Source organism: Sphingomonas bacterium, assembly GCF_903642285.1.
Classification (GTDB): domain Bacteria; phylum Pseudomonadota; class Alphaproteobacteria; order Sphingomonadales; family Sphingomonadaceae; genus Sphingomonas.
In genome coordinates this window covers 84,394-109,287 of the sequence record NZ_CAHJWJ010000007.1, presented here as the reverse complement: position 1 = coordinate 109,287, position 24,894 = coordinate 84,394, and the positions used below count along the sequence as shown (strand labels likewise).

At 68.2% G+C, this 24,894-nt stretch carries 22 protein-coding genes; 8 read left to right on the top strand and 14 right to left on the bottom strand.

The genetic code is table 11. The annotated features are described in order from the left end of the window. Positions 1-104: 104 nt before the first annotated feature. Together ligA and HUU99_RS05625 are read right to left on the bottom strand one after the other, a co-directional pair. Complete coding sequence (gene ligA / locus HUU99_RS05630) at positions 105-2,231, bottom strand: NAD-dependent DNA ligase LigA (RefSeq protein WP_174285590.1); 2,127 nt, start codon at positions 2,229-2,231, stop codon at positions 105-107. Positions 2,232-2,416: 185 nt separating this feature from the next. Continuing rightward, positions 2,417-4,087 (bottom strand): thiamine pyrophosphate-binding protein, encoded by a 1,671-nt coding sequence (locus tag HUU99_RS05625; protein WP_174285589.1) that lies wholly within the window; start codon positions 4,085-4,087, stop codon positions 2,417-2,419. A gap of 220 nt (positions 4,088-4,307) precedes the next feature. Here HUU99_RS05625 and HUU99_RS05620 point away from each other — a divergent pair, with 220 nt between their 5' ends. Next, positions 4,308-5,807, top strand: coding sequence for a hypothetical protein (locus tag HUU99_RS05620; protein ID WP_174285588.1), 1,500 nt, complete (start codon positions 4,308-4,310; stop codon positions 5,805-5,807). Here the strand turns inward: HUU99_RS05620 and HUU99_RS05615 are convergent. The 6 genes from HUU99_RS05615 to HUU99_RS05590 all read right to left on the bottom strand — a co-directional run bounded on the left by HUU99_RS05615 (position 5,773) and on the right by HUU99_RS05590 (position 12,577). Continuing rightward, positions 5,773-8,145, bottom strand: a complete 2,373-nt coding sequence (locus tag HUU99_RS05615; protein ID WP_254602948.1) for a TonB-dependent receptor domain-containing protein — start codon at positions 8,143-8,145, stop codon at positions 5,773-5,775. The genes HUU99_RS05620 and HUU99_RS05615 overlap by 35 nt on opposite strands. Positions 8,146-8,173: 28 nt before the next feature. Next, positions 8,174-9,145, bottom strand: a complete 972-nt coding sequence (locus HUU99_RS05610) for a FecR family protein (protein WP_254602947.1) — start codon at positions 9,143-9,145, stop codon at positions 8,174-8,176. Beyond that, a complete protein-coding gene (locus tag HUU99_RS05605; protein ID WP_174285587.1) occupies positions 9,142-9,696 on the bottom strand; it encodes an RNA polymerase sigma factor in 555 nt (184 codons plus the stop codon). Before HUU99_RS05605 ends, HUU99_RS05610 begins: the two co-directional genes overlap by 4 nt. 37 nt (positions 9,697-9,733) lie before the next feature. Further along, positions 9,734-10,537, bottom strand: coding sequence for a ChbG/HpnK family deacetylase (locus HUU99_RS05600; RefSeq protein WP_174285586.1), 804 nt, complete (start codon positions 10,535-10,537; stop codon positions 9,734-9,736). Further along, a complete protein-coding gene (locus HUU99_RS05595; RefSeq protein WP_174285585.1) occupies positions 10,509-11,429 on the bottom strand; it encodes a glycosyltransferase family 2 protein in 921 nt (306 codons plus the stop codon). Before HUU99_RS05595 ends, HUU99_RS05600 begins: the two co-directional genes overlap by 29 nt. 212 nt (positions 11,430-11,641) lie before the next feature. Continuing rightward, positions 11,642-12,577, bottom strand: a complete 936-nt coding sequence (locus tag HUU99_RS05590; RefSeq protein WP_174285584.1) for a hypothetical protein — start codon at positions 12,575-12,577, stop codon at positions 11,642-11,644. Between the two features lie 157 nt (positions 12,578-12,734). Here HUU99_RS05590 and HUU99_RS05585 point away from each other — a divergent pair, with 157 nt between their 5' ends. The 3 genes from HUU99_RS05585 (at position 12,735) to HUU99_RS05575 (ending at position 15,473) form a co-directional block, all read left to right on the top strand. Further along, positions 12,735-14,192, top strand: coding sequence for an ArnT family glycosyltransferase (locus HUU99_RS05585; protein ID WP_254602946.1), 1,458 nt, complete (start codon positions 12,735-12,737; stop codon positions 14,190-14,192). Between the two features lie 57 nt (positions 14,193-14,249). Continuing rightward, positions 14,250-14,873 (top strand): TetR/AcrR family transcriptional regulator, encoded by a 624-nt coding sequence (locus HUU99_RS05580; RefSeq protein WP_174285583.1) that lies wholly within the window; start codon positions 14,250-14,252, stop codon positions 14,871-14,873. Positions 14,874-15,083: 210 nt separating this feature from the next. Further along, positions 15,084-15,473 carry a hypothetical protein gene (locus tag HUU99_RS05575; protein WP_174285582.1) on the top strand — a complete coding sequence of 130 codons (390 nt, stop codon included), beginning with the start codon at positions 15,084-15,086 and terminating at the stop codon, positions 15,471-15,473. Between the two features lie 34 nt (positions 15,474-15,507). Here the strand turns inward: HUU99_RS05575 and HUU99_RS05570 are convergent, their stop codons facing one another. Further along, complete coding sequence (locus HUU99_RS05570) at positions 15,508-16,704, bottom strand: acetyl-CoA C-acyltransferase (RefSeq protein ID WP_174285581.1); 1,197 nt, start codon at positions 16,702-16,704, stop codon at positions 15,508-15,510. A 279-nt stretch (positions 16,705-16,983) separates the two neighbouring features. Here HUU99_RS05570 and HUU99_RS05565 point away from each other — a divergent pair, with 279 nt between their 5' ends. Beyond that, entirely contained in the window at positions 16,984-17,757 is a 774-nt protein-coding gene (locus HUU99_RS05565) for an enoyl-CoA hydratase/isomerase family protein (RefSeq protein WP_174285580.1), read from the top strand. Between the two features lie 50 nt (positions 17,758-17,807). Here the strand turns inward: HUU99_RS05565 and HUU99_RS05560 are convergent, their stop codons facing one another. The 5 genes from HUU99_RS05560 to pgi form a co-directional block, all read right to left on the bottom strand. Continuing rightward, positions 17,808-18,605 carry a hypothetical protein gene (locus HUU99_RS05560; protein WP_174285579.1) on the bottom strand — a complete coding sequence of 266 codons (798 nt, stop codon included), beginning with the start codon at positions 18,603-18,605 and terminating at the stop codon, positions 17,808-17,810. A gap of 132 nt (positions 18,606-18,737) precedes the next feature. After that, positions 18,738-20,087 carry a glutathione-disulfide reductase gene (gene gorA / locus HUU99_RS05555; RefSeq protein ID WP_174285578.1) on the bottom strand — a complete coding sequence of 450 codons (1,350 nt, stop codon included), beginning with the start codon at positions 20,085-20,087 and terminating at the stop codon, positions 18,738-18,740. Further along, the gene (locus HUU99_RS15785; RefSeq protein ID WP_368039921.1) at positions 20,088-20,288 is read right to left on the bottom strand and encodes a type II toxin-antitoxin system VapB family antitoxin; all 201 of its coding nucleotides are present in this window, start codon (positions 20,286-20,288) and stop codon (positions 20,088-20,090) included. 44 nt (positions 20,289-20,332) lie between these two features. Then, positions 20,333-20,728: a DUF4174 domain-containing protein gene (locus HUU99_RS05545; RefSeq protein ID WP_174285576.1), complete on the bottom strand. Its 396-nt coding sequence runs from the start codon at positions 20,726-20,728 to the stop codon at positions 20,333-20,335. 38 nt (positions 20,729-20,766) lie between these two features. Beyond that, positions 20,767-22,260 (bottom strand): glucose-6-phosphate isomerase, encoded by a 1,494-nt coding sequence (gene pgi / locus HUU99_RS05540; RefSeq protein ID WP_174285575.1) that lies wholly within the window; start codon positions 22,258-22,260, stop codon positions 20,767-20,769. 70 nt (positions 22,261-22,330) lie between these two features. On the opposite strand from pgi, the gene lepB reads away from it, so the two are divergent. The 3 genes from lepB to era are packed head-to-tail and all read left to right on the top strand — an operon-like array spanning position 22,331 to position 24,737. Further along, positions 22,331-23,167, top strand: a complete 837-nt coding sequence (lepB, locus tag HUU99_RS05535; protein ID WP_254602945.1) for a signal peptidase I — start codon at positions 22,331-22,333, stop codon at positions 23,165-23,167. Then, complete coding sequence (gene rnc / locus HUU99_RS05530) at positions 23,164-23,847, top strand: ribonuclease III (protein ID WP_254602944.1); 684 nt, start codon at positions 23,164-23,166, stop codon at positions 23,845-23,847. Before lepB ends, rnc begins: the two co-directional genes overlap by 4 nt. Further along, the gene (gene era / locus HUU99_RS05525) at positions 23,844-24,737 is read left to right on the top strand and encodes a GTPase Era (protein ID WP_174285574.1); all 894 of its coding nucleotides are present in this window, start codon (positions 23,844-23,846) and stop codon (positions 24,735-24,737) included. Before rnc ends, era begins: the two co-directional genes overlap by 4 nt. Positions 24,738-24,894 lie beyond the last annotated feature (157 nt).

The following is a 24,894-nucleotide window of genomic DNA, read 5'->3' as shown; positions in this document are numbered from 1 at the left end:
GGCTGCCCTGCACGGTGAATATTTCGGTTCGATGACGTTGGCGAGTCGCGAACCCGGATCGTTAGAACTCGGTCATGGTGCGTTGCAAAAAAGCAACGGCGCGGTCAGCGGCCGGCGGAGATCGCCCGCCAGTCCGCCTCGGAGATCACCCGAACGCCCAGATCCGCCGCTTTCTTCAGTTTCGACCCGGCACCGGGCCCGGCGACCACGAGGTCGGTCTTCGCCGACACCGATCCGGCGACGCGCGCGCCGAGCGATTCCGCCTGCGCCTTCGCCTCGTCGCGCGACAGCGTTTCCAGGCCGCCGGTGAATACGATCGTCATCCCCGACACTTCGGACGCGCGGGTTTCGTGGACGGTATCGAGGATCGTCAGCTCGGCCGCGAGATCGGCGACGACCGCGCGGTTGTGCTCCTCCGCGAAGAAATCGAGCAGCGCCTCGGCGACCTCGGGGCCGATCTGCTGCGTATCGACCGCGGCGACGATCGCGCGCTGGCGGCGCAGCGCGAACTTGCGGTCGGGTTCGGCGAGGACGGGGACCTGTTCGCCGCGGATCGCGAGCGCCTGCTCGACCATCGCCATGAACGCGGCGAAGCTGCGGTAGCGGCGGGCGAGGTCGCGCGCGGTGACCTCGCCGACATGGCGGATGCCGAGCGCGAACAGGAAACGGTCGAGCGGGACGGCACGCTTGTCCTCGATCGCCTGCAGGAGATTGTCGACCGACACCTCTGCCAGCCGCTCGCGCGCGACCAGCGTCCCGCGGCGGTCCTTCAGGCGGAAGATGTCGGCGGGGGAGGCGATGAGGCCGTCATGGAAGAAGTCCTCCACCCGCTTCAGCCCCAGCCCGCCGATGTCGAAGGCGCGGCGCGAGGCGAAGTGGATCAGCCGCTCGACGCGCTGCGCGGGGCAGATGAGCCCGCCCGAACAGCGCCAGTCGACCTCCTCCGTTTCGCGTTCGGCAAGCGAATCGCATTCCGGGCAGCGGTCGGGGAAGGGCCATGTGCCGCGCGCCTCGTCGCGCGACAGGTTCGCCGCGATCTGCGGGATGACGTCGCCCGCACGCTGCACGATGACGCGGTCGCCGGGCCACGCGTTCAGCCGCGCGATCTCGTCCGCATTGTGCAGCGTGGCGTTGGTGACGACGACGCCGCCGACGGTGACGGGTTTCAGGCGGGCGACGGGGGTCAGCTTGCCGGTGCGGCCGACCTGGATGTCGATCCGTTCCAGCACCGTCTCCGCACGCTCGGCGGGGAATTTGTGCGCGATCGCCCAGCGCGGGGCGCGCGCGACCTGGCCGAGCCGCGCCTGCCAGTCTCGCCGGTCGACCTTGTAGACGACGCCGTCGATGTCGAACGGCAGGTCCGCGCGGGCGGCCTCGATCGCGCGGTAGACGGCCAGCGCCGCGTCCGTGCCCTCGACCCGCGCGAAACCGTCGGCGATGTGGAAGCCCCAGCGGCGGAGCAGCTCGACCAGCGCGGATTGCGTGTCCGCGGGCATGTCGCTGACCTCGCCCCAGCCATGCGCGAAGAATTGCAGCGGACGCCGCGCGGTGACGTCGGCGTCCTTCTGGCGGAGCGATCCGGCGGCGGCGTTGCGCGGATTGGCGAACTGGCGTGCCTTGGCAGGGTCGTCCGCGTCGGCGAGCAGGCGGGCATTGAGCGCGGCGAAATCGGCCTTCGCCATATAGACCTCGCCGCGGACCTCGAAGATCGCGGGCGCATCCGCGGGCAGGTGCTGGGGGATGGCGGCAATGGTGCGGACGTTGGGGGTCACGTCCTCGCCCACCTGCCCGTCGCCGCGGGTCAGCGCCTGGACGAGAGTGCCGTCTTCATAGCGTAGCGAGCAGGAGAGGCCGTCGATCTTGGGCTCGGCGGTCAGCGCCACGGGTTCGTCGTCGGGCAGGCGGAGAAAACGGCGGATGCGCGCGACGAAGTCCGCGACCTCTTCGTCGCTGAACGCATTGTCGAGGCTCGTCATCGCCCTGGCATGTACGACCTTGGCGAGCGGCCCGGCGGGGGTCGCGCCGACGCGGCGGCTTGGCGAGTCGGCGCGGACCAGGTCGGGGAAGGCCGCCTCGATCGCGCGGTTGCGGCGGACGAGTGCGTCATAGGCGGCGTCGGTGAGTTCGGGGTCGTCCTCGTCGTGATAGCGGCGGTCCGCTTCGGCGATTTGCGCGGCGAGTGTCGCGAGTTCTTCGGCGGCGGTTTCGGGGTCGGTCGGCGGCGCGGTCATGGGGGCGGGGTAACGGAAGCGGGGCGGGGGCGGCAAGGGCGGTGGGCGATTTGGCGGATCGAACTCCGCCTGCCGCCGCCCCGGCGAAGGCCGGGGTCAAGCCACGAGCTTTTCACGGCGGCGCGATTCCCTCCGTTACCGGAACCATCGCAACCGGGCCCCGGCCTTCGCCGGGGTGGGTAACCTTATTCGACCTGCTTACCCTCCGCCGCCGCGCGCAGCCCCGCCAGCGTCGCGGTCGGCGTGATCGCTTCGGGGTCGAGCAGGCAATGGACGATCGCCGGCTTCCCGCTCGCCAGCGCGCGCTCGAAGGCGGGGGCGAAGTCCGCGGTCGCTACCACCGTCTCGCCATGCCCGCCATAGGCGCGCGCGAGTGCGGCAAAATCGGGGCTGGTCAGCGCGGTCGCGGCGATGCGCCCCGGGAAGGTCCGTTCCTGATGCATCCGGATCGTGCCGTACATGCCGTTGTCGATCACGACCGCGACGATGGGGATGCCGTGGTGCACCGCGGTCGCGAATTCCTGCCCGTTCATCAGGAAATCGCCGTCGCCTGCCAGAGCGATGACGATGCGGTCCGGATGCTGGCGCTTGGCCATGACCGCGGCAGGGACGCCGTACCCCATCGATCCGCTGGTCGGTGCCAGCTGCGTGCCGAAACGGCGGAAGCGGTAATAGCGGTGCAGCCAGCCGGCATAATTGCCCGCCCCGTTGCAGAGGATCGCATCGCCCGGCAGCCGGTCGCGCAGCCACAGCATCGCCGCGCCGTAATCGAAGCCGCCCGGCAGCGGGCCGGTGGTATCGGACCACATGCGGTAGGACGCGTGGAGGTCGGCGGTTCTCGGACGCGGTGGCCCGGCGGGGATATCGGCCATCGCGGTCAGAAACGTGCCCGGCGTCGCCTCGATCGCGAGCGCTGGCTGGTAGATGCGGCCCAGTTCCAGCGGATCGGGATGGATATGCACCAGCCGTTGGCGCGGGGTCGGCACGTCGATGAGCGTGTAGCCCGACGACGCGATCTCCGACAGCCGGCCGCCGAGCAGGATCAGCATATCCGCCTCGCGCACCGCGGCGGCGAGCACGGGATTGGGGCCGATCCCCAAGTCGCCCGCATGATGCGGATCGGTCGCCGGGAACAGATGCGCGCGGCGGAACGCGGTCGCGACGGGCAGGTCATGGGCAGCGGCCAAGGCGACCAGCGCGTCGGCGGCGGCTTGCGTCCAGCGTGATCCGCCGACGATGACGAACGGGCGTTCGGCCTCCGCGAGCATCGCCGCGACGGCGTTCGCGTCGTCCGCCGACACCGCGGGTTGCGATGGCGTGACATAGGGCGCATCGGCGACGGTCGCGATATCGTCCAACATATCCTCGGGCAGCGCGACAACGACCGGCCCGGGGCGTCCCTGCATCGCGATCCGGAACGCGCGCGCGACCAGTTCGGGGATGCGATCCGCACGGTCGATCTCGACCGCCCATTTGGCGACCGCGCCGAAGGTCGCTGGGTAATCGAGTTCCTGGAACGCCTCGCGCCCGCGCATCGCGCGCGCGACCTGACCGACGAACAGGATCATCGGCGTCGAATCCTGTGCGGCGATGTGGAGCCCCGGCATCGTGTTGGTCGCACCCGGCCCGCGGGTCACGAAGCAGATGCCGGGCCGGCCGGTCAGTTTCCCATACGCCTCCGCCATCATCGCCGCCCCGCCCTCCGCGCGGCAGGTCAGCAGGTCGATCCCGGTATCGGTCAGCGCGTCGAGGACCGACAGATAGCTTTCGCCCGGCACGCAGGTGGCACGGTCGACGCGCTGGATCACGAGCTGGTCGACCAGCAGGCGCGCGGCGGTGCGTTGGGGGGCGTTCATGCGAGGCTCCGGGGCGTCATCAGTGGTTTTCGTCCGACCTACCCAGCCACCCCGGCGCAGGCCGGGGTCCAGTCAGGTAAGCGACTGTTGCAGCGTACACCGTGTCCTCACAAGCGTCTTGCACTTGGGCCCCGGCCTACGCCGGGGCGGCGGCTGGAGCGGGCCCCGCCTCGGCATCGACGCTGGTGCCGGACGACGACCTTGCCTAATCGGTGGCGCGATGAACGCGTGGTCTTCGCCCGGGTTGACCCCGACACCCGCGCCGACGCGCCGTGCATGGTGGCGCACGCTCGCCATCCTCCTGCTCGTCGCGATCGCTGCCCGGGCACGGACGTTCGGCAATCCGATCATTCAGGTGGACGAGGAATTCTACCTCCTCATGGCGCGCGCGATGTGGCGCGGGGCGCTGCCCTATGTCGACATCTGGGACCGCAAGCCGATCGGGCTGTTCCTCGTCTATATGCCCGCCGCGCCCTGGTCGCCGCAGACCGGGGTCTATGTCTATCAGGCGATGGCGCTGGCGGCGGTCGTCGCGACCGCGGCGCCGATCGTGCGGCTGGCGCGGATCGCAGGGTGGTCGCGCGGCGCGCTGATGGCGGGCGTGCTGTACATCCTGTGGATCGATCTGGCGGACGGGCAGGGGGGGCAATCGCCCGTCTTCTATAATGCGTTGATGGCGGGCGCGGTCGCGCTGGTCGCGGGTGCCGTCCCCGAACGCCGGCGGCGGGCCGGGGTGCTGGCGATGGCGCTGGTCGGATGCGCGCTGCAGGTCAAATATTCGGCGCTGTTCGAAGGCGTCTGGATCGGGCTGTGGCTTATGTGGGACGAACACCGCGTCACCCGGTCGATCGGCCGGGCGATTGGTTACGGCGCGGTGCTTTGTACGGTCGCGCTGGTGCCCACGATGCTCGCCGCGGGAACCTATGTCGCGATCGGCCAGGGTCAGGCGTTCGTATATGCGAATTTCCTGTCGATCCTCCAGCGCCATGCCGACGCACCCGCGGTCCGGCTGGACAATGCGATCGTGGCGCTGGCGCTGCTCGGGCCGCTCCTCCTCCTTGCGCTGGCGGGGATCGGCGCGCCGCGGGGCGATGCGCAGCAGCGCAGCGTGCGCGGGTTCCTGCGCGGCTGGCTGGCGGTGGCGGTCTTCGGACTCGTCGTCTTCGGCGGCTGGTACAACCACTATACGCTGCCGGTGATGCTGCCCGCGACCCTTTGCACCGCGGCGTTCTTCGGCGATCGGCGGATCGGGCGATGGCTCGCGATCCCGGCGATGGTGGCGGGGTTCGTCGGCGGTCAGCTCGTGGTGGCCTCCGCGCTGCATCACCGCGGCAGTCCCGCCGAGTTCGCCGCGGTCGTCCGCGCGATCGGGCCCGGGCCGGGCAGTCTGTATGTCGATATCGGCGACCCCGCGCTCTACACCTTCACCGGCCGGCACGCGCTGTCGCGCTACCTCTTCCCCTCGCACCTGCAGATCGCGCGCGAGGCGGGGGCGATCGGGGTCGACCAGGCGGCGGAGGTGGACCGCATCTTCGCGCGGCGACCGGAGGTGGTCGTGCTGCAAGGGCCGGAGACCGACGAGATGCCCGAACGCGCGGTACAGGTCGCGGGCCTCGTCGCGCGCGGCGGCTATGCGCGCCCCGTCCGGCTGCCGCTCGGGCGATTATGGGCGGACGTCTATCATCTCAAAACCCGATCGCCGTCCCCAGCCGGACGTTGAACGGCTGAAGCGGCGTCGTCAGGTCGCGCGCGGACAAGGCGAAGGGATTGCCCGACGCGAAGCGGTTGCCGCGGACGTTGGTCAGATTGTCGATCGACAGCGTCGTCTCGATCCGTCCGTGCCGCAGCCCGGCGCGGACCGCGAAATCGGCATATTTGCCTTGATCGACATCGAACAGGTCGCCGGTGCCGATCACGGATCGGCCCGTATAATTTCCCGATCCGCCGATGATCGCGGTCATGCCGCGACCGATCGACCATTCGTAACTGGCGTCGATCTTCGCGGCGATCGGCGGCGTGTCCGGCAGGCGGCGATGCGCGGGGCTCGACAGGTCGGCGAGCGGGCCGGTGACGCTGTTCTGCGTATACAGGAACGCCGCGGTCGCACGCAGCCCGACGATCGGGACCCAGTCGGCGGTGCCCTCCACCGCCGTGATCCGCGCGTTGCCGATATTGTCGGTATAGGGCAGTCCGCGGCGGTTCACGAGATCGGCCTGGATGTCGGTCCAGCGCGCATAGGAAACCGCCGCGGTCAGCGACAGGCCGGTCGCGCCGCTTCGCAATTTGCGCACGCCGATCTCCCCGACGCGGATCGAATCGGAACCGAAATCCGCGACCCGCCCGATGCCGCGCGCGACCGCGAGCCCGCCGGTGCGATACCCCGTCTGGAACCGGCCATAGAGCGCGAGGTCGGACGTCAGTTTCCACGAAAACCCGGCGGTCGGATCGACTCGCCGGGTCGATCGGCCCTTCACGAAATTGGTGTTGATGGTCTTGAAATCGGGCTCGCCGTCGACTCGCGCGATCGTCAGGCGCGCGCCAAGCGTGACCGCGAAGTTGCGCGTGACCGCCAGCGTCCCCTCGCCGAACGCCGATCCGCTTTGAGTGACGTTGGTCACGCCGTCGATCGACGGCACGGTGCCGACGATACCCAGCGCGCGCTGTTCGGCGTCGGTATTGCTGAGCAGCGTGAACCCGATGACCCAGGAACTGCCGGTGGTCAGCGACCGCGACAGCCGCATCTCCTCGGTCAGCAACCGCTTCGCGGTATCGACATCATAGGCGGTCGCCGGTCGCTCGCCGCCCGGCCCGCCGCGCGCCGGGGACAAGGCAGTGGCGTCGAACATCTCGGCCGAATGATTGTCGGTCATCGCGGTCGCCGACAGCAATTCCAGTCCGCTCGCCCAGGTCTTGCGGATCGACAGGCTGCCGAGCGCGACCTGATTGTGGAACGGCTGCGGCAGGGAGGACCGGTGCGACAGCGGGCCGCTGCCGGCCTCGGCATATTGTGCGTCCGCGCCGTCGATCCGCTGGATCAGTCCGGTCGCGTCGATCATCCAGCCGCCACCGGGATCATATTTCACCGCCAGTCGTCCACCCAGGGTGTCGATCCGGTTGGTATGATCAAGCCTGCGTGCCGGGTCGTCGATATAGCCGCCCTGCCGCTCGTCATACGCGACCGCGCGAAAGCCCAGCCGGTCGTCGATCACGGGCAGGTCGACCATGCCGGCGACGTCGTAGCCGGGTCCACCGCCCGCGGTGAACGTCCCGCCGGCGGACACCGCCCCGCTCGCCCGGTCGAGCGCGACGGGATTGGGCAGCAGGCGGACGATACCGCCGATCGATCCGGAGCCGTAGAGCGTGCCCTGCGGCCCCTCCATCACCTGCACGCCCTGCATGTCGTACAGTTTCAGGCTGGGGTCCGCGCCGGCATAGCCCAGCTGCACGTCGCCGACATAGATGCTTGCGGTCGATTGGGTTGCCCCGTCGAAGCTGCTGTCGGCGATGCCGCGAATGAAGATCTTGTTCCGACCGGGTCCGAATTCGGTGTTCTGCAGGACCGGGGTCGCGCGGGCGACATCGGTCATGTCGGGCAGCGACGGGATGTCGGGCGATCCGTTCGGCGAAATCGTCGTGAGGGTGCCCGGATAGCGAAGCAGCGGGATATGCTGCTTGCTGGCGGTGACGACGATATCGCCGTTCGGGGTTTCGGGGGGCGGCGGCGCTGCCGCGCGGCGGGCGGGCGGCGGCGGGGACGGTAGGGAGGGGCGGACGGCGGCGTCGCGAACGATGCGCCAGCTGCGCGAATCGATCGCCACCGCATGATAGCCGCTGCCACCCAGCAGCCGGGCCAGCGCTGCCGCGACCGGGACATCACCCGACAGCGCGCGGGTGCGCACCGCACGCAGCGCGGATTCGGTGCTGATGATGTCCTGCCCGCTCTGCCGGGCGAGCGTGGTCAGCGCCACGTCCAGCGTCGTGGCCGGGATGGCGATGTGCGCGGCCGGGGCTGCGGGGGCGGCGGTGGCGAAGACTACGGTCGCGAGAACTGCGACCAAGCCGCGGGATCGGCCGGCCCCGGGCGGATCAGTTCGTCGGTGCCGCCCCCGGCGTGATGATCCATCGCTCACCGTCACGCCGCCACGTCGCTCCGATCAATGCAGCGAGATGCGGTATGTCGCGACCCGCCCCCCCAGACAGCGCGACCATGCCGGTAAAGGGACGGTCGGACAAGCCCGGTGCGAGGCGGACATCCGTTCCGTAACGACGCCCTATCGCGGCGAAGACGCTGGATAGCGGTTCGCCGGCAAACGTCATGCGCCCGTCGCGCCACCCGCCGACCGCAGCCGGTTCGACGGCAGCCAAGGTAACGCTGCCCAGACCTTCGTCGGCGGACAGACGCCGGCCCGCAACGAGCGTCAGCGCGTCGCGACCCGGCTGAAACATCACCGATCCTTCGGCGACTGCGACGTCGAGCCGCTTGCCCGCGCGCGTCACGTCGAAGACGGTGCCGATATCACGCAGCGTCAGCGCGCCCGAGCGGACGGTGAACGGATCGGCGGCGTCGTGGCGGACGTGGAACACCGCCTCGCCCGAGGCCAGGCTGACGCTGCGCGGCTTGGTCTTGTCGAGGTCCAGGCGAGACGCGCCGTCCAGATCGATTCGGGTGCCGTCGGCGAGCGCGATCGTGCGCTGTTCGCCGGGGCGGGTCACGACCGAATAGGGCATCGCCGCCTGGGGTAGCATCGCGGGCAAGAGCAAGGCGACCAGGCTGGCCGCGATCGCGGTGCCGCCGACGCCGAAGGCCCAGCGGCGCGGCAGCAGCGGACGGGCAGCCGGCGGTGCCAGCGGCGCGGCGATGGCGGGCATCGCACGGTCGTCCGCCGCGACACGGTCATAGGCACGCGCGTTCGCCGGATCGGCCTCCAGCCAGTCGACGAAGGCGACCCATTCGGCCTCGCCCATCGCGTTCGAGCGCAGATGCCAATCGATCGCCTGACCCATGATGGCGTCGGGGATCGGCGCGGCCATGGCCGCGTTGGATATGATGTCGGTCACGTCAACGGACCCCTTTCATCGATCAGACGATTCCGATCGGCGGCACCCGCATCGAATTGCGTCGTCGCATCCGAAATTTGTTTGTACGCGCGCCGCAGCAGCTTCTCGACGCCGCTGACGGTGATGCCGAGCTGGGTGGCGATGTCGCGTTGCGGCCGTTCCTCGAACCGAAACAGGCGAAGCGCGGACCGCATCCGTTCGGGCATCTCGGCGATCACCGCCTCGACCGCGGCGAGCTTCTCGCGGCCCATCAGCACGCGCTCCGCATCGGGAAGGTCCTCGGCGGCGACCTGGACGTCCACCCAGCCGGTATCGCGCGCCATCCGTCGTTGTCCCGCGATGCGCCGATCGGTCGCGAGATTGGCGGCGATGCGGTACAGGAACGCGCTCGGCTGGCCGATCGGTCCGGTGACGACGAGCTGGTCGATGCGGAACCACATGTCCTGCAAGGCATCCTCGGCCTCGTCGCGGTCGCCGAGCCGCGCGGCCAGCAGACGGAGCAATTGCGGACGCATTTCCAGGAAGACGGCCTTCAACCCGCTTTCGGTCATGCGACTCCCATAGGGTTTCCGACCCTTGGCCCCAGAATCAGCCGGGAAAGACCAGGCCGTGTGCTCTAGCAATGGCGGCGATCGGCAGGCGGCGCAATGCTGCCGCTTCGCGGACGCGCGCCGCTGCGATCGCGTCGCCCGCACGGGCCCCGGTGCCCGGGTGGCACATCACCAGATGGCGCTCGCCGGGGCGGCGGAGGAACGCCGGGAAGATCGTGTCGTAATCGCGCGCGAAATCATAATGGCCCGCAAACCCTGCGTTGCAGGCAATGCCCCGCGCGGCGGCGGCGCGGCGCAGCCCGACCGAATGGACCGCGCTCGCCAGTGCCTTGCCGCGGAACGGACGGGCCAGCAAAGCAGGTAACGCGTCGGTGCAAGTCCGCACCCAGGCCGCGGGTGCGCGGCGGGCGATCTCGTCCAGCACGATCTCGCGCACGCCCTTCAGCGCGTGCGCGTGCTGGTGGCCGTCGACGAAGGCGGGGGCCCGGCCGCGCGCCGATTCGAACCGGTCGAACTGCGCGGCGATCTCGGCCGCCATCTCCGCGAGCGGCAGCGTACCGCGTGCGGCGGCGCGTCGCAGGTGATCGATCGTGGGCAGGATGCCCGCCGGTGCGAGCGTCGGCGCGGCGGTGACCGGCGCTTCCAGGGTCAGCACGAGGTGCAGCCCGACCTCGAGCGTGTCGGGCGCGGTGTCGAGCAGCCGCGCGTCTCCGGTCCAATTGGGCAATACCGCCATGCAGCTAGTGGCGGTCAGCCGGCGGTCGGCGGCCAGTTCGGCGATGACGTGGCTGGTGTCGGTCGAAAAGGCGAAATCATCCGCACACAGAATAAGCCGCGGCACCGACCGTCCTTTCCGGACCAGCGCGTTCCGGACCGTGGAACCGGCGTTCGCGGATCGACTGGCTCGACAGGCGACGCCCGTCAAGCCGGCGGCCGAGGAAGCGGTAGAAGAACCAGTCCCCCGCAACCGGCGCGAGCGCGGCGTAGAGCAGCCGTTCGGCCAGCGTCCAGCGGATCGACGGGCGATCGCGGTCGCGCACCGAGGGCACGCACCACAGGTCGGTCGCATAGCCCATCGTGCCGTGTTTCAGCACCTGGTGGACGATCTCGTGGTCCTCCAGCACATAGGACCAGCGCGCGGCATCGAACCCGCCCGCGCGGCGCAGTACGTCGGTGCGAAACGCCTGGCCCGCGCCGCCGGTATGACATTGCCCGCGAAGCAGCGCGGCGGTCTTCACGATCCGGCGACCTGCCTTCTCGTGCGCGTCCGCGCTCGCGCCCTGCGTCACGAAATAGGCACCGACGACGACATGGCCCTCGGCCAGGACGCGGCCGGCATTGGCGAGATAATCCGCGGGATACCAGGTGTCCGCATCGCAGGTCGCGACGTAGATCGTACGGACGAGGCGCAAGCCGGCGGTAAGCGCGGCGACCTTGCCCGGGCGAGCCTCGGTAACGACGACGAAATCGAGACCGAGGCGGCGGCATGCCGCGGTGGCGACGCCCGCGCTGCCGTCGGTCGAGCCGTTGTCCACGAGGATGAACCGCGCGCGCACCCGCTGCGCGGCCAGGCTTTCCAACGTCAGCGGCAACAATACGCGTTCGTTGAAAAAGGGGACGACGACGCTCCAGTCGGGCATGCGCCGGTCGAGTATCGCGGGGCGTGTCCAGCCGGAGGCACCGCTATCGTTGCCGAACGGATCGGCGCTACGCGTCTCGAAATCAAACAGCATGCAGTGTCCCCACCCGCTACACCGTTTCCGATGCCGCGATCTCCCCGTCACATGCAGGACGATGCCGGGCTCGCGGACCCGCACCCGACGGTGACGATTTTTTAATCATCCTGCGGACCGAGCGGATCGGGGCGCGCCTTGGCGATTGCGCGGATCAGGTGGCGCTTTGGCCGGTTACGCGGATCAGGCCGCGCTTTGGCCGGTTACGCGGATCAGGCCGCGCTGGGGCTGAGGACGCCGCGCGTGCGCCTGGCGGCACCCTCGATCGCGTCGCCGATCGACAGGCCGATCCCGGCGAGCACATGCGTCGCCGCCACGAGCGCCGCCATCATCGTCATCAGTTGCGCTACGTCCGATCCGCGACCGAGCAGCGCCGCGGTGGTACCGGCGAAGACCAGTTCGCGGTTCGAGATCAACGGCAGCCGCGACAGGACGAGTTTCAGCGCGGCGAAGGCGAGCCAGTAGACGACGGCGATATCGGGCAGCGCGATATGCCAGAGTACCGCGGTCAGCAGCACGGTCAGCGCGGCGCGAATGCCATGGATCGTCACGATCCGCGCCAGCATCGCCGGCGGCAGGCTGAACAATCGCTTGCCGAACGCCAGGGCGAAGATCGGCGGGGCAAGGATGACCGCGATCGACGGCAGGATCGCCCAATAAGGGATGGCGAGGTGCAGCTTGCCCGCGACGGGCACGACCGCCAGCGCGGCGGCCAGCGTGACGATGCTGCCGACCGCGGACGACAGGATCGCGACATCGCGCACCGCGCGGAACGCGTCCGCACCGACTTCGCCCGACCGCCGCGCCCAGGTGTACAGATACGCCTCGCCGATATAGCCGAACACCAGTTCGTTGCCGATCGTCTTGCGAAGCAGATGCTGCATCCCCGATACCGGCATCCGCCAGATCCGGCTGTAGATCGACCAGTCGGCGACGACCGGCGTCATGTACATGACCGCGAACACCGACCAGAATATCGGCGCATGCGGCACCATCGCGGCGATCGCGTGCCAATCCATCATGTGAAGTTCGAACAACGCACCGCCGAGCACCGCGACGGAGATCGCCCGCCCGCCGATGCGGGCGACCAGCGGATCGGCCAGCAGGCGGCGGGTCCGGTCGAAGGCGGTGCGCAGCGTATCGTTCATGACAGCCCTTCGCGATGCGTCAGGCATCGCTCACATTGCATGGACGATGCGGTGCGACCGATTCCGCACCCGGACATTCGTCATGGCATCCGCTTCGCCACCGTGCGACGGCGTTCGACGAAGCGATTGCGACGAGGCGAGGGTAAGGCGGGACGGGATGCGCGAGCGAATGTCGCCATGGCAGCGCGGCCGGTTGCCGCTGATCCTCCTCGCGTTGGCCGTGGCGACGCGGGTCTGGGACGTCGGCAACCCGATCGTCCATGTCGACGAACAATATTATCTGCTCGTCGGCGACCGGATGCTCAGCGGTGCGCTGCCCTATGTCGATATCTGGGACCGCAAGCCGATCGGGCTGTTCGCGATCTACGCCGCGATCCGCTTGCTTCCCGGCAACGGCATCGTCGCGTACCAGCTCGTCGCGCTGTCGTTCGCGGCGGCAACGGCGTGGGTCGTCGAGCGGATGGCGCGCAAGGTCGGCGCATCGCGCGGCGCGGCGTTGGCGGCGGGTGCGGCCTATCTGGTCTGGCTGCCGCTGCTGAGCGGCCGGGCCGGCCAGTCGCCGGTCTTCTACGACCTGTTCGTGACGCTCGCGGCCTTGTTGTCGCTGCGGCTGCCGGAACTTGCGGGCGAGCGGCGGGTCGGGGCGATCGTCGGCAACGGCGTTATGGTGTGTCTGCTCGCCGGGCTGGCGATCCAGACCAAATACACTCCCGCGGTGGAGGGGGCGTATTTCGGCGTCGTCCATCTGGTCTATTTGCGCCGCGCCGGCGCGCGCCGGCGGGTTATGGGCGCAGCGGCGATCGCATGGATCACACTGGGCATCGCGCCGACCGCGCTGGTCGTCGCGATCTACCGGGCGAAGGGGCCCGCGATCTTCGCCGCCTTCTGGTTCGCGAACTTCTCGTCGATCCTGCTGCGGCACGGCTATCCGGCCAGCAAGATCGCGATGCGGCTGATCGGTACCTGGTCGCAATTGTCGCCGCTCGCCATCGCGGCATGTGTCGCCTTGCGGGCGGGGCCCGGCGCCCGCGCGCCGGGTATCGCGTTCGGCTGGCTGGTGGCGGCGCTGGTGGGGTATGCGATGATCGGCGTGTTCTTCGATCATTACGCGTTGCCGCTCGTCGCCCCGCTGTGCGTGGCGGCGGCACCGACCTTCACCCCGCACCGGCGCGCGATGATCGCCGCGCTCGCGGCGGGGTGCGCGGTGTTCGCGGTCAAGCTGGCGCTTCGCACCGACGACCGCGCCGCGGTGTATGCGGTCGCGCGGACGATGGCAGCGAACGATCATGGTCGCTGCCCCTATGTCTTCGCGGGCGATTCGATCCTGTACCATCTGGCGCAGGCCTGCCTGCCGACGGCCTATGCCTTCCCCTCGACGCTGGCCTATGCCCCCGAACAGGGGGCGACGGGGATCGACGAGGCCGGCGAGGTCGCGCGGATCATGGCTGCCGCGCCGCCCGTCGTCGTGACGCTGGATCACCCGCTCGCCGACTGGAACGCGCAGAGCCTGGCCGTCATGCGCGCCGCGCTCGCGCGCGATTATCGGCTGGTGCAGATCGCGCCGCGCGAGGGCGGGCATATGCTGGTCTATCGGCGACGTACGCACCGCGGCTGATCGGCCGGCCAACGTCTCGCTGGACTCGGATGACGGCTTCACTATATACCGCTTGGTATGAAACTCTGCTGTCCCCAGGCACCCGCCAAGGGTCGGCCGCGCGAGTTCGATCTCGACGAGGCGCTGACCGCGGCGCTGCGCGTGTTCTGGACCAATGGGTACGAAGCGGCGTCGATGGCGGAATTGACCGCGGCGATGGGGATCACGAAGCCCAGCCTATATGCCGCGTTCGGCAACAAGGAAGCGTTGTTCGGCAAGGCGCTCGATCTCTATGAGCGCGAGAAGCTGGCGTATATGAAGACCGCGCTCGACGCCCCGACCGCGCGCGGCGTCGCCGAGCGGCTGTTGCGCGGCGGGCTCGAAATGCACGCGTCGAGCTGCAACCCCAAAGGCTGCCTCAGCGTCATCAGCACGATGGCATGCGGTAGCGAAACGGAGTCCATCAAGGATGCGGTGATCGCGCGGCGTGCCTCTTCGGAGGCCGCGATGGTCGCCCGGTTCGAACGCGCGCAGGCCGCAGGCGAACTGCCCCACGGCATGACCCCCGCCGCGCTCGTCCGCTATCTCCTCGCATTGATGCAGGGGCTGGCGATACAGGCGGGGTCGGGCGCATCGGTCGAGCAGCTGGAGCAATTGGTGGAGACCAGTCTGTCGATCTGGCCGACCGCTCCGGAAAATTAATTCTACCGAACGGTAAAGAAAGCGGTTGACGACCGGGGGTCGGCTTTTATATACCGCCTGGTATCGAAGACGGGGCGTTCCCGCTTCACGACCGCGACGGGTTTTCGCCGCCGCGGCATCGTTACACATCAATGCCGGCGGAACGGCGCGCGCGACCTTGGTTGCGCGCGGTGATCGGCCGACGTCGCTCGCCATCAGGGGTGTTCGATCATGGCCTATCTCGATCTCGACAACGCCTTCGCCGCCCCGGTCGGCGCGACCTGCCCCGCGCCCATCGCCGAAGCGGTCGCCGGGCTGCCGGGATTCACCGCGCTGGAATGGAGCGTGATCGCGCTCGCCAAGCGCGATCCGCTGCGCAGCCTGTCGCAGCCCAGCCGCATGTCGCGTGCGGTCGGTGGCCTGTTCGGGCTCGGCACCCGTTCGCGGCTCGCGGATGGCCGGCTCGAAGCGCTGCGCCGGCTGGCGGTCCACGCCTGGCACCACGGCTTCGCGCTGCCGACGCGCGAAATCGACGCGTTCGTCGCGGCGGGTTTCCTGGCGGCGCAGGTCGAGACTTTGGTGGCGAGCGTCACCGGCGTGCGGATCGGGCTGCGCGCGTAATCTCTTTCTCCTGCGTCCGCAGGAGCACAAGACGTCAAACGATCTCGAACAACCCCGCCGCGCCCATCCCGCCCGCAGTGCACATCGACACCACGACATAGCGCACGCCGCGCTTCTTTCCCTCGATCAGCGCATGCCCCACCAGCCGCGATCCGGTCATCCCGAACGGATGCCCGACCGCGATCGCACCGCCGTTGACGTTGTACTTCGCCGGATCGATGCCGAGATGGTCGCGGCAATACAGACATTGCGACGCGAACGCCTCGTTCAGCTCCCATAGCCCGATATCGCCGACCGACAGCCCGGCGCGGTCGAGCAGCTTGGGGATCGCGAAGATGGGCCCGATCCCCATCTCGTCGGGCGCGCAGCCCGCCGCCTGGAACCCGCGATAGATGCCCAGGATGTCCTTGCCCTCCGCCGCGGCGGTCGCGCGGTCCATGACGATCTGCGCGGCGGCACCGTCCGACAGCTGGCTGGCATTGCCCGCGGTGACGTTGCTGCCCGGCCCGGTGAACTCGCCGCCCGCCCACACCGTCTTCAGCCCCGCCAGCGCCTCGACCGTCGTACCCGCGCGAATGCCCTCGTCCTGCGATATCGTCACCGTCTCGCTGCCGGTGCGGTTGCCCTGCTTGTCGAACAGCGCTTTCTCCACCGTGATCGGCACGATCTCCTGGGCGAACGCCCCCGCCGCGACGCCCGCGGCGGCGCGCTGCTGGCTCTGTGCGGCGTATTCGTCCTGGGCGGCGCGGCTGATGCCGTAGCGATCGGCGACGATCTCCGCGGTCTCGATCATCGGGATGTACGCGGCGGCGACGTTGTCGGTGACACTGGTGTTGACGTAGCGCGGCGCGTCCTTGGTGACGGTGAAGCTGATCGATTCCATCCCGCCCGCCAGCGCGACGTCGATATCGCCCGCGATGATCGACCGCGCGGCGAGCGCCACCGCGGTCAGCCCGGACCCGCATTTGCGATCGAGCGTGAAGGCGGGGACGCTCTCGGGCAGCCCGCCAGCGAAGATCGCCATCCGGCCCGCGTTACCGCCTTGCGTCCCCCATTGGTTGCCGACGCCCCAGAACACATCGTCGATCCGCGCGGCGTCGATCCCCGCACGCGCCACCGCGGCGTTCATGACATGCCCCGCCAGCACCGGTGCTTCGGTCGCATTGAACGCGCCGCGATAGGCCTTGCCGATGGCGGTCCGGGCGGTGGAGACGATCGCGGCTTCGCGCATGGAGGTGCCTTTCGAGGGATGGGTATGGCGCTCGCATCTAGGCGGTCGGGCGATGCTTTGAAAGTCTGGCCGGTGACGCTAGGACCACCGCTCCGTCACCCCGGCCTTGACCCGGGGCCCCGCTTCTTCGGCGCACAAGAAGAAGCGGGACCCCGGGTCGAGCCCGGGGTGACGAAAGAGGGGAACGTCACCGTCCTCCCCGACCGTTCGTGCTGAGCTTGTCGAAGCACATGCCACCGGATACGCCCTTCGACAGGCTCAGGAAGAACGGTGGATCCGATGGCAAACGAAACCAGCGTCACCACTACCTACGACGGCCACGTCGCGATCGTCCGCTTCACCCGCCCGCCCTACAATTTCGCCGACCTCGCGATGATCGAGGCCATCGGCGCGGCGTTCGACGAAGCGGACGCCGACCGCGACGTCCGCGCGATCTTGCTGGCGTCGGAGGGACGGACCTTCTGCGCCGGCGCCGACCTGGTCAACGCCAACCCCGTCGCGAAGGACCTGGCACCCGGCGCGCGCAACCCCTTCTACGTCGCGGCGGCGAAGCTGTTCGGGGTGAAGACGCCGGTCGTCGCGGCAGTGCAAGGCGCCGCGGTCGGCGCGGGGCTGGGCCTGTCGCTAGTCGCCGATTTCCGCGTGGCCGGGCCCGACGCCAAGTTCGTCGCCAATTTCGTGGCGCTGGGGTTCCATCCCGGCTTCGGCATATCCGCCGTGCTGGAACGCGTGATCGGCCGTCAGCGCGCGCTGCTGATGGCCCTGACCGCGCGGCGCATCCGCGCGGAACAGGCGTTCGAGTGGGGGCTGGCGGATGCGCTGGCCGACGATCCGTTCGAGGTGGCGCTGGCCCTGGCGCACGAGATCGCGGCGGGCGCACCGCTGGCGGTCGCATCGACGCGGGCGACGATGCGGGGTGACTTGGCCGCGCTGGTCGAGGCGCAGACGGATCACGAACTAGCGGAGCAGGCTTGGTTGCAGAAGACGGCGGATTTTGCCGAAGGGGTGCGGGCGGTGGCGGAACGGCGCGTGGGGAGTTTCCGGGGGGAGTAGGGGCGTCGATTATCGACCACCTTCGAAATACGCGTGCGGTCTAGATGCGATCAGTCAAACGATGTCGATCGCGTCGCGAGCCAATCTTTGAGCGCGAGCCAATGATTGGCGCCAGCCTCGACGAGAATGATCTGGCCGGGGATCGCGTGGGCATCGATGAGACCCGTCAGGTGCAAATTCCGGCGATAGCTGAGATCACTGACAACCCGACTCGCGATTCCTTTTCCGCAAGGCGTGCCGTTGATGGGATCGTAATGCTCGCCATAAGCTCGTCGGTACCAAGCGGCATATTCGAATCCCGCGACGGGCTGGACGGCGGTGGCATAGCGTACCTGCCTTGCCACATTGTCAGCCGTGGCTTCGCTTCCGAAAGGGTTCACCTTGCCGCGAAGAAGGTGAGCACCGAGCGCATCGTCGATCGCGAACTTGTCGTCGACAAGCACCTTGTAATCTTGGTCCGGGCTGAAATCCCAACCCGAGAATTGGGCGCCGCCGCTTACCGCCAAGGTAACCGCGTACAGATTTTCCGATACGGCGCCCCCATCGGTTCGCTGCTTCGCGAGACCCGCGATGTCCCGTCGGTACCAGTCGAATGCGCTTTTTGTTGACGACGTGCCCTCGATCAGCGCGAGAGTCGGCTTGTAGCGTTCGAACGCGGTCTTGAGCTGCCGATGCGTATCGTCGGTCAGATCGTCCGTATGATCCACCCCTACGAAGACGAGAATGGCGCCGTTGCGCAGATGGTAGACGTGCGTAAACGGCCGCACCCACCCCGCAGGCATGGTGCACATGTCACGCGATACGGGCGCGTAGGTCGGTGCCTGGCGAGCATCGATCGTCGCGCCCATGGCCCTGGGGATGACCACGGCAAACCACGTAAGTAGGAAATACCAACTCCGCATGCATCCGCCTCGCCATGAACGAAGATCAGCAGCAATTTTGATCGACGATTACGGCAACATTTCGACGCCGCTTCAGCGCTACTTCAACAGCACCAACTCCTCCGCCATCGTCGGATGCAGCGCCACGGTCTCGTCGAACTGCTTCTTAGTCAGCCCCGCCTTCACCGCCACCGCCGCGGCCTGGATGATCTCGGGCACGTCGGGGCCGATCATGTGGATGCCGACGACGCGGTCGGTCTCGCCGTCGCACACCATCTTGTACAGCGCGCGCTCGTCGCGGTTCGCCAGCACGTTCTTCATCGGGCGGAAATCGGAGGAATAGACCTTCACCGATCCCAGCTTCTGCCGCGCCTGCGCCTCGGTCATGCCGACGCCGGCCAGCGGCGGGTGGCTGAAGACCGCGGAGGGAATGTTCTCGTAATCGACCCGGACATTGCCCGCACCGTACAGGTTCTCGGCGAACGCCTGGCCTTCCCGGATCGCGATCGGGGTCAGCTGGACCCGGTTGGTTACGTCGCCGATCGCGTAAATGCTGTCGCAACTCGACCTGTTGTCCGCATCGACGACGATCGCACCCGCATCGTCCAGCGTCACGCCCGCGCTGTCCAGGCCCAACCCCTTGGTATTCGGGATGCGGCCGGTCGCGAACATCACCAGATCGACCGTCACCGGATCATGCCCGGCCAGCGACACGGTGAAGCAGCCGTCGTCGGTCTTCTCTATCCCCTCGAAGCCCGCGTCGAACTTGAAGTCCAGCCCCTTCATCAGCGAGATCTGGAGCAGCCGGTCGCGGATCGACAGGTCGTAGCCGCGCAGGATGTCCTTGGTCCGGTTGATGAGCGTGACGTGCGCGCCGAACTGGTGGAAGATGCCGGCGAACTCGTTGGCGATATAGCCCGCGCCCGCGATCAGGATGCGCTTCGGGATCGCGTCCAGGTGGAACGCCTCGTTCGAGGTGATGCCATGTTCATGCCCCGGGCAGGCGGGGATCGCGGGATGTGCGCCGACCGCGATGAGGATGGTCTTGGCGGTCTTCGTCTCGCCGGTCGACAGCCGGACGCTGTTCGGTCCGGTAACCTCCGCGCGCGCATGAACGATTTCGGCCCCCGCAGTCTCCAGCGTCTGCGTATAGGCCTTGTTGATCCGGTCGACCTCCTCGAACACGTTGTCGCGCAGCGTCTTCCAGTCGAAATCGCATTGCGCGGGCACATTCCAGCCGAAGCGGCCAGCGTCCTTCAAATCCTCCGCGAAATGCGCACCGTAGACGAGCAACTTCTTGGGTACGCAGCCGCGGATGACGCAGGTCCCGCCGACCCGGTACTCCTCCGCCACCGCGACCTTCGCGCCGTGCGCCGCCGCGACCCGCGCCGCGCGCGTGCCCCCGGAACCGGCGCCGATGACGAAGAGGTCGTAGTCGTATTCGGGCATCTAAACCTCCGACGCGTTTGAAACTTCACCATCGGCGACAGTTGTTGTTCGAGCGCAGCGTTCTTTCCACGCTATCTCCGCTTGCCGTGCGGCGGGCGTCCGTCTCAGCGCGACATCGACGCTGGCCCGTTTGGTCTGACAGCCTGTAGCGCCCATAGCGTCCTTCCACAGCTGCTCATCGATGTCCAAGCTAACCCTCATCACCGTTCTCCATATCGCGTGATGATTTCCATGATAGTTTAGCTTCAGCGCTGTCCCGCCCGCCGCATCGGCATGGCGTCGATCGTCTGCGTCAGGACGGCCGCCGCCACCGGATTGTCGGTACGGAACGCCTCATGACCGTCCTTGCCGATCAGGATCATCGCGAAGTGGTCCGACGGCAGGTTCCAGTGCCGGCGGACCGCCGCGGCGTCGTCCGCCGCGCCCGCGATATGATCGCCGACGATGACGACCATGGTCACGTCGCGGACCGCTGCCTGCACCCGCCACCCGTCGAGCGCCTGCTGTTCCTTCCGAAGCGACGGGTCGTCAAAGGCGGGGCCGACGAGGATCAGCACGCGGCGCTTTCCCTTCATCGCCGCGACCGAAACGGCCGTCGGTGCGACGATGACGGGCATGATGGGTGGGAGCTGGATCGGCATATCCGTCTCAACGCCCCACCGCCTCACATTATCCGCGATCAATCGAGCCCGGCGCGCTTGATGAGGTCAGTCGTCGACGGATCGAAATCGCCGCCGCCCTTCGCGGCTTCCTTCGCCATTTCCTTCCCGAGTTCGACGCCGAACTGGTCGAAGGAATTGATGTCCAGCAGCACCCCGTTCACGAACACCCGGTGCTCGTAGAAGGCGATCAGCGCGCCCAGCGTCCGTGCATCGAGCGTATCGAGCAGCAGGGTCGAGGACGGCCGGTCGCCCGCATAGCTGCGCGCGGGATCATCGACCTGCTTGCCCTTCATCAGCGCCGCGCCTTGCGCAAAGGCGTTCAGCAGCAATTGTCGGTGATGGTCCGCGTCGAGCATGTCGCCTGCCTCGATGACCGCCAGGAACTCCACCGGCACCAAATGCGTCCCCTGGTGGAGAAGCTGGAACACCGCATGCTGCGCGTCGGTGCCGACCCCGCCCCAGGTGATCGCCGCGGTCGGGCGGCCGACGGGCGCGCCCTCCTTGGTCACGCCCTTGCCGTTAGACTCCATCTCCAGCTGCTGGAGATAGCTCGGCAGCAACCGCAGCCGTTCGTCATAGGCGAAGGGCGCGCGCGTTTCGGCGCGGCGGACCTGCGTGTAGTAAAGATCGGCGAAGGCGGCGAGCGCGGGGGCGTTCTCGTGAAGCGCGGTCAGGCGGAAATGCCGGTCCATCTCGGCCGCGCCGTCGAGCAGTTCCTGGAAACAATCCCAGCCTAGCGCCAGCGCGGCGGGGAAGCCGATCGACGACCACAGCGAATAACGGCCGCCGACGCCTTCCGAAAAGGGCAGCACGCGCGTCTCGTCGACGCCCCATTCGACTGCCTTGTCGGGTGATGCGGTCAGCGCGATCGCCTTGCCATAGGGGTCGTCGACGCCGTTGGCGGTCATCCACTGGATCACCGAATTGGCGTTCAGCATCGTTTCCGTCGTGGTGAACGTCTTGGAGGCGATCACCAGTAACGTCGTCGCGGGATCGAACCGTTCGAACACATCTTCCAGCGCCGTGCCGTCGACATTCGATACGATCGCGGTCTCGTACCGGTCGTGATCCCGACCGAGCGCGTCGACCAGCAGATGCGGCCCGAGCGCGGAGCCACCGATGCCGACATGGAGGATATAGCGGATCGGCCCCAGCGCGTCCGCCTCGATCGCGTCGATCAGCGTGCGCATCCGCGCGTGATATTGCGCGGCGCGTGCGACGCTTTCGTCATTGCCCTCGCCGCGTTCGGCGGTGTGCTCGACGGGGCGGTCTTCCGTCGTGTTGACGTGCTGCCCGGCGAACATCGCCTCGCGCTTGCCCGCCAGGTCCATCTGCTTTGCGAGCGCCTCGAACGCGGTCAGCGCGTCGGCGGTCAGATGCGTCTTCGACCAGTCGAAATGGATGCCGGCGACATCCAGGCTGAACCTGGCCAGACGGCCGTCGTCCTCGGCGAACAGGTCGGTGAGCTTGGGCGAGGGCAGGGCCTCGATGGCGGACCAGTCGGCGGGCATCGGTCACTCCGTGTCGATAATGGCAGGGTCGCACCTGATACGTCCGGCGCGATCAATCGATCCGTACGCGATGCCCGTGCTTGACGTGGACGTGGCGGTACGCGAACCCCGCGCCATGGCCAAGCCGAAACCCGCCCGATCCGAAACCGTCGAGACGCTGATCTTCCTCGTGAAGCTGATCGTCATCGTCGCGATCTTCCGCAGCTTCGTGCTGTCGGCGTTCAGCATCCCGAGCGAATCGATGCTGCCGCGGCTGTATGTCGGCGACTATCTGTTCGTCTCGAAATGGAATTACGGCTATTCGCGCTGGTCGCTGCCCTGGGGCGCGCCGCTGATCCCCGGCCGAATCCTGCCGCACACGCCGGCGCGCGGCGACGTGGTGGTGTTCGAAGGACCCAAGGGCGACGAGGTCGCCGTCATCAAGCGGGTGATCGGATTGCCGGGCGACACGGTCCAGATGAAGCGCGGCGTGCTATGGCTGGACGGCAAGGCGGTGCCCAAGGTGCGCCTGCCCGACTTCACGATACCGATCACGCCCAACTATAGCTGCGACGCGCAGTTTCAGGATAACGCGGGCGGCGTGCCGATCTGCCGCTACCAGCGGTTCCGCGAGACGCTGCCCGACGGCAAGAGCTACGATGTGCTCGACCGCGGCTATTATGCGGACCGCGACGATACCGGGGTCTACACCGTCGCGCCCGGCACCGTGTTCCTGATGGGCGACAACCGCGACGACAGCGCGGACAGCCGCTTTTCGCCGCCGATGGGGATGGGGCTGATCCCGATGGACCGGCTGGAGGGCAAGGCGGTGGTGTCGTTCTTCTCGACCGACGGCACGGCGTCGTGGATCAAACCGTGGACCTGGTTCACCGCCGCGCGCTGGAAGCGGATCGGGGAGGGTTTTTGAGCGATCTCGCCGGCTGGCTGACCGGCGTCCTGGGGCAGGTACCGCGCGACCTGGGCGAATATGAGCGCGCGCTGACGCATGGCAGCCATGCGATCGCGACCTATGAGCGGCTGGAATTTCTCGGCGACCGGGTGCTCGGGCTGGTGATGGCGGAGTGGCTGTTCGAGCTGTATCCGACAGAGCCCGAAGGACAATTGTCGAAGCGGCTGAACGCGCTGGTGACGGGTGCGGTCTGTGCCGACGTTGCGCGCGGGCTTGCGGTGCGCGATCATCTGCGCCTCGGCAAGCAGGCGCGCGACGACGGTGCGTCGGATAGCGACAATGTGCTTGGCGACGTGATGGAGGCGCTGATCGGCGCGTTCTACCGCGAGGCGGGGCTGGACGCCGCGCGCGATCTCGTCCGCCGCTTATGGGGCGACCGCCCCCGCCGCGACGCGCGCGCGCCGCAACATCCCAAGTCGGCGCTGCAGGAATGGGCCGCCGCGAACCAGCGCCGGCCGCCGGAATACACCGTCGCCGATCGCTCGGGGCCGCACCACGCGCCGCGCTTCACCGTTACCGTCTCGGTCGGCAGGGCGGACGAAGCGAGCGCGGAGGGCGCGAACAAGCACGAGGCGGAAACCGCGGCGGCGGCGGCATTGCTGGCGCGGCTGACCGTCTCCAAAGGAATGAAGACATGACCGAATCCTGCGGGCTCGTCGCCGTCGTCGGGGCACCCAATGCGGGTAAGTCGACGCTCGTCAACATGCTGGTCGGGCAGAAGGTCGCGATCGTCAGCCCGAAGGCGCAGACGACGCGGACCAAGTTGATGGGGGTCGCGATCGAGGGCAATGCGCAGGTCCTGCTCGTCGATACGCCGGGTATCTTCGAACCCAAGCGCCGCTTCGACCGGGCGATGGTCGCCGCCGCCTGGGGCGGGGCGGAGGGGTCGGACATCATCCTGCTGGTCATCGATGCGAAGGGCGGGCTTGGCAGGAAGGTGACCGACATCGTCGAAGCGCTGGTCGGACGCAGCGCGCCGATCCATCTCGTGCTGAACAAGGTCGATCTGGCGGACAAGGCGAAGCTGCTGTTGCATGCCGAGCGGCTGAACGCCTTGATTCCTTTCGAGGAAACCTGGTTCGTCAGTGCGGCAACGGGGGACGGGGTGCCCGAACTGAAGGCCGCGCTGGCGGCGGCGATGCCCGAGGGACCGTGGCATTATCCCGAGGACCAGGTGTCCGACGCGACCGAACGATCGCTCGCCGCCGAGGTCACGCGCGAGCAATTGTACCTGCAGCTCCATTCCGAGCTGCCCTATGCGAGCGCGGTCGAGACCGAGCAGTATAGGAAACGCGAGGACGGATCGGTCGAGATCCACCAGCAGATCCTGGTCGAACGCCCGACGCAGCGCGCGATCGTGCTCGGCAAGGGCGGCGTCCGGATCAAGGAGATCGGCGCGCGCGCGCGGGCGGAGCTGTCGGGGATCATGGGGCGGCCGGTGCATCTATATCTGCACGTGAAGGTCAAGCCGGGCTGGGACGAGGATCGGGGGGTGTACCGGGATATCGGCCTGGATTGGGTGGAGTAGCTTCCTCCGTCATGCCGGGCTCGTCCCGGCATCCAGGACCGCGAGCGATCCGCTTGTGGCCCTGGACCCCGGCACGAGGCCGGGGTGACGGGGGACGCGCTGTCCCATTCGCCACCCCGGCGAAGGCCGGGGCCCAGGTGCCACGGTTTTTGTTGGA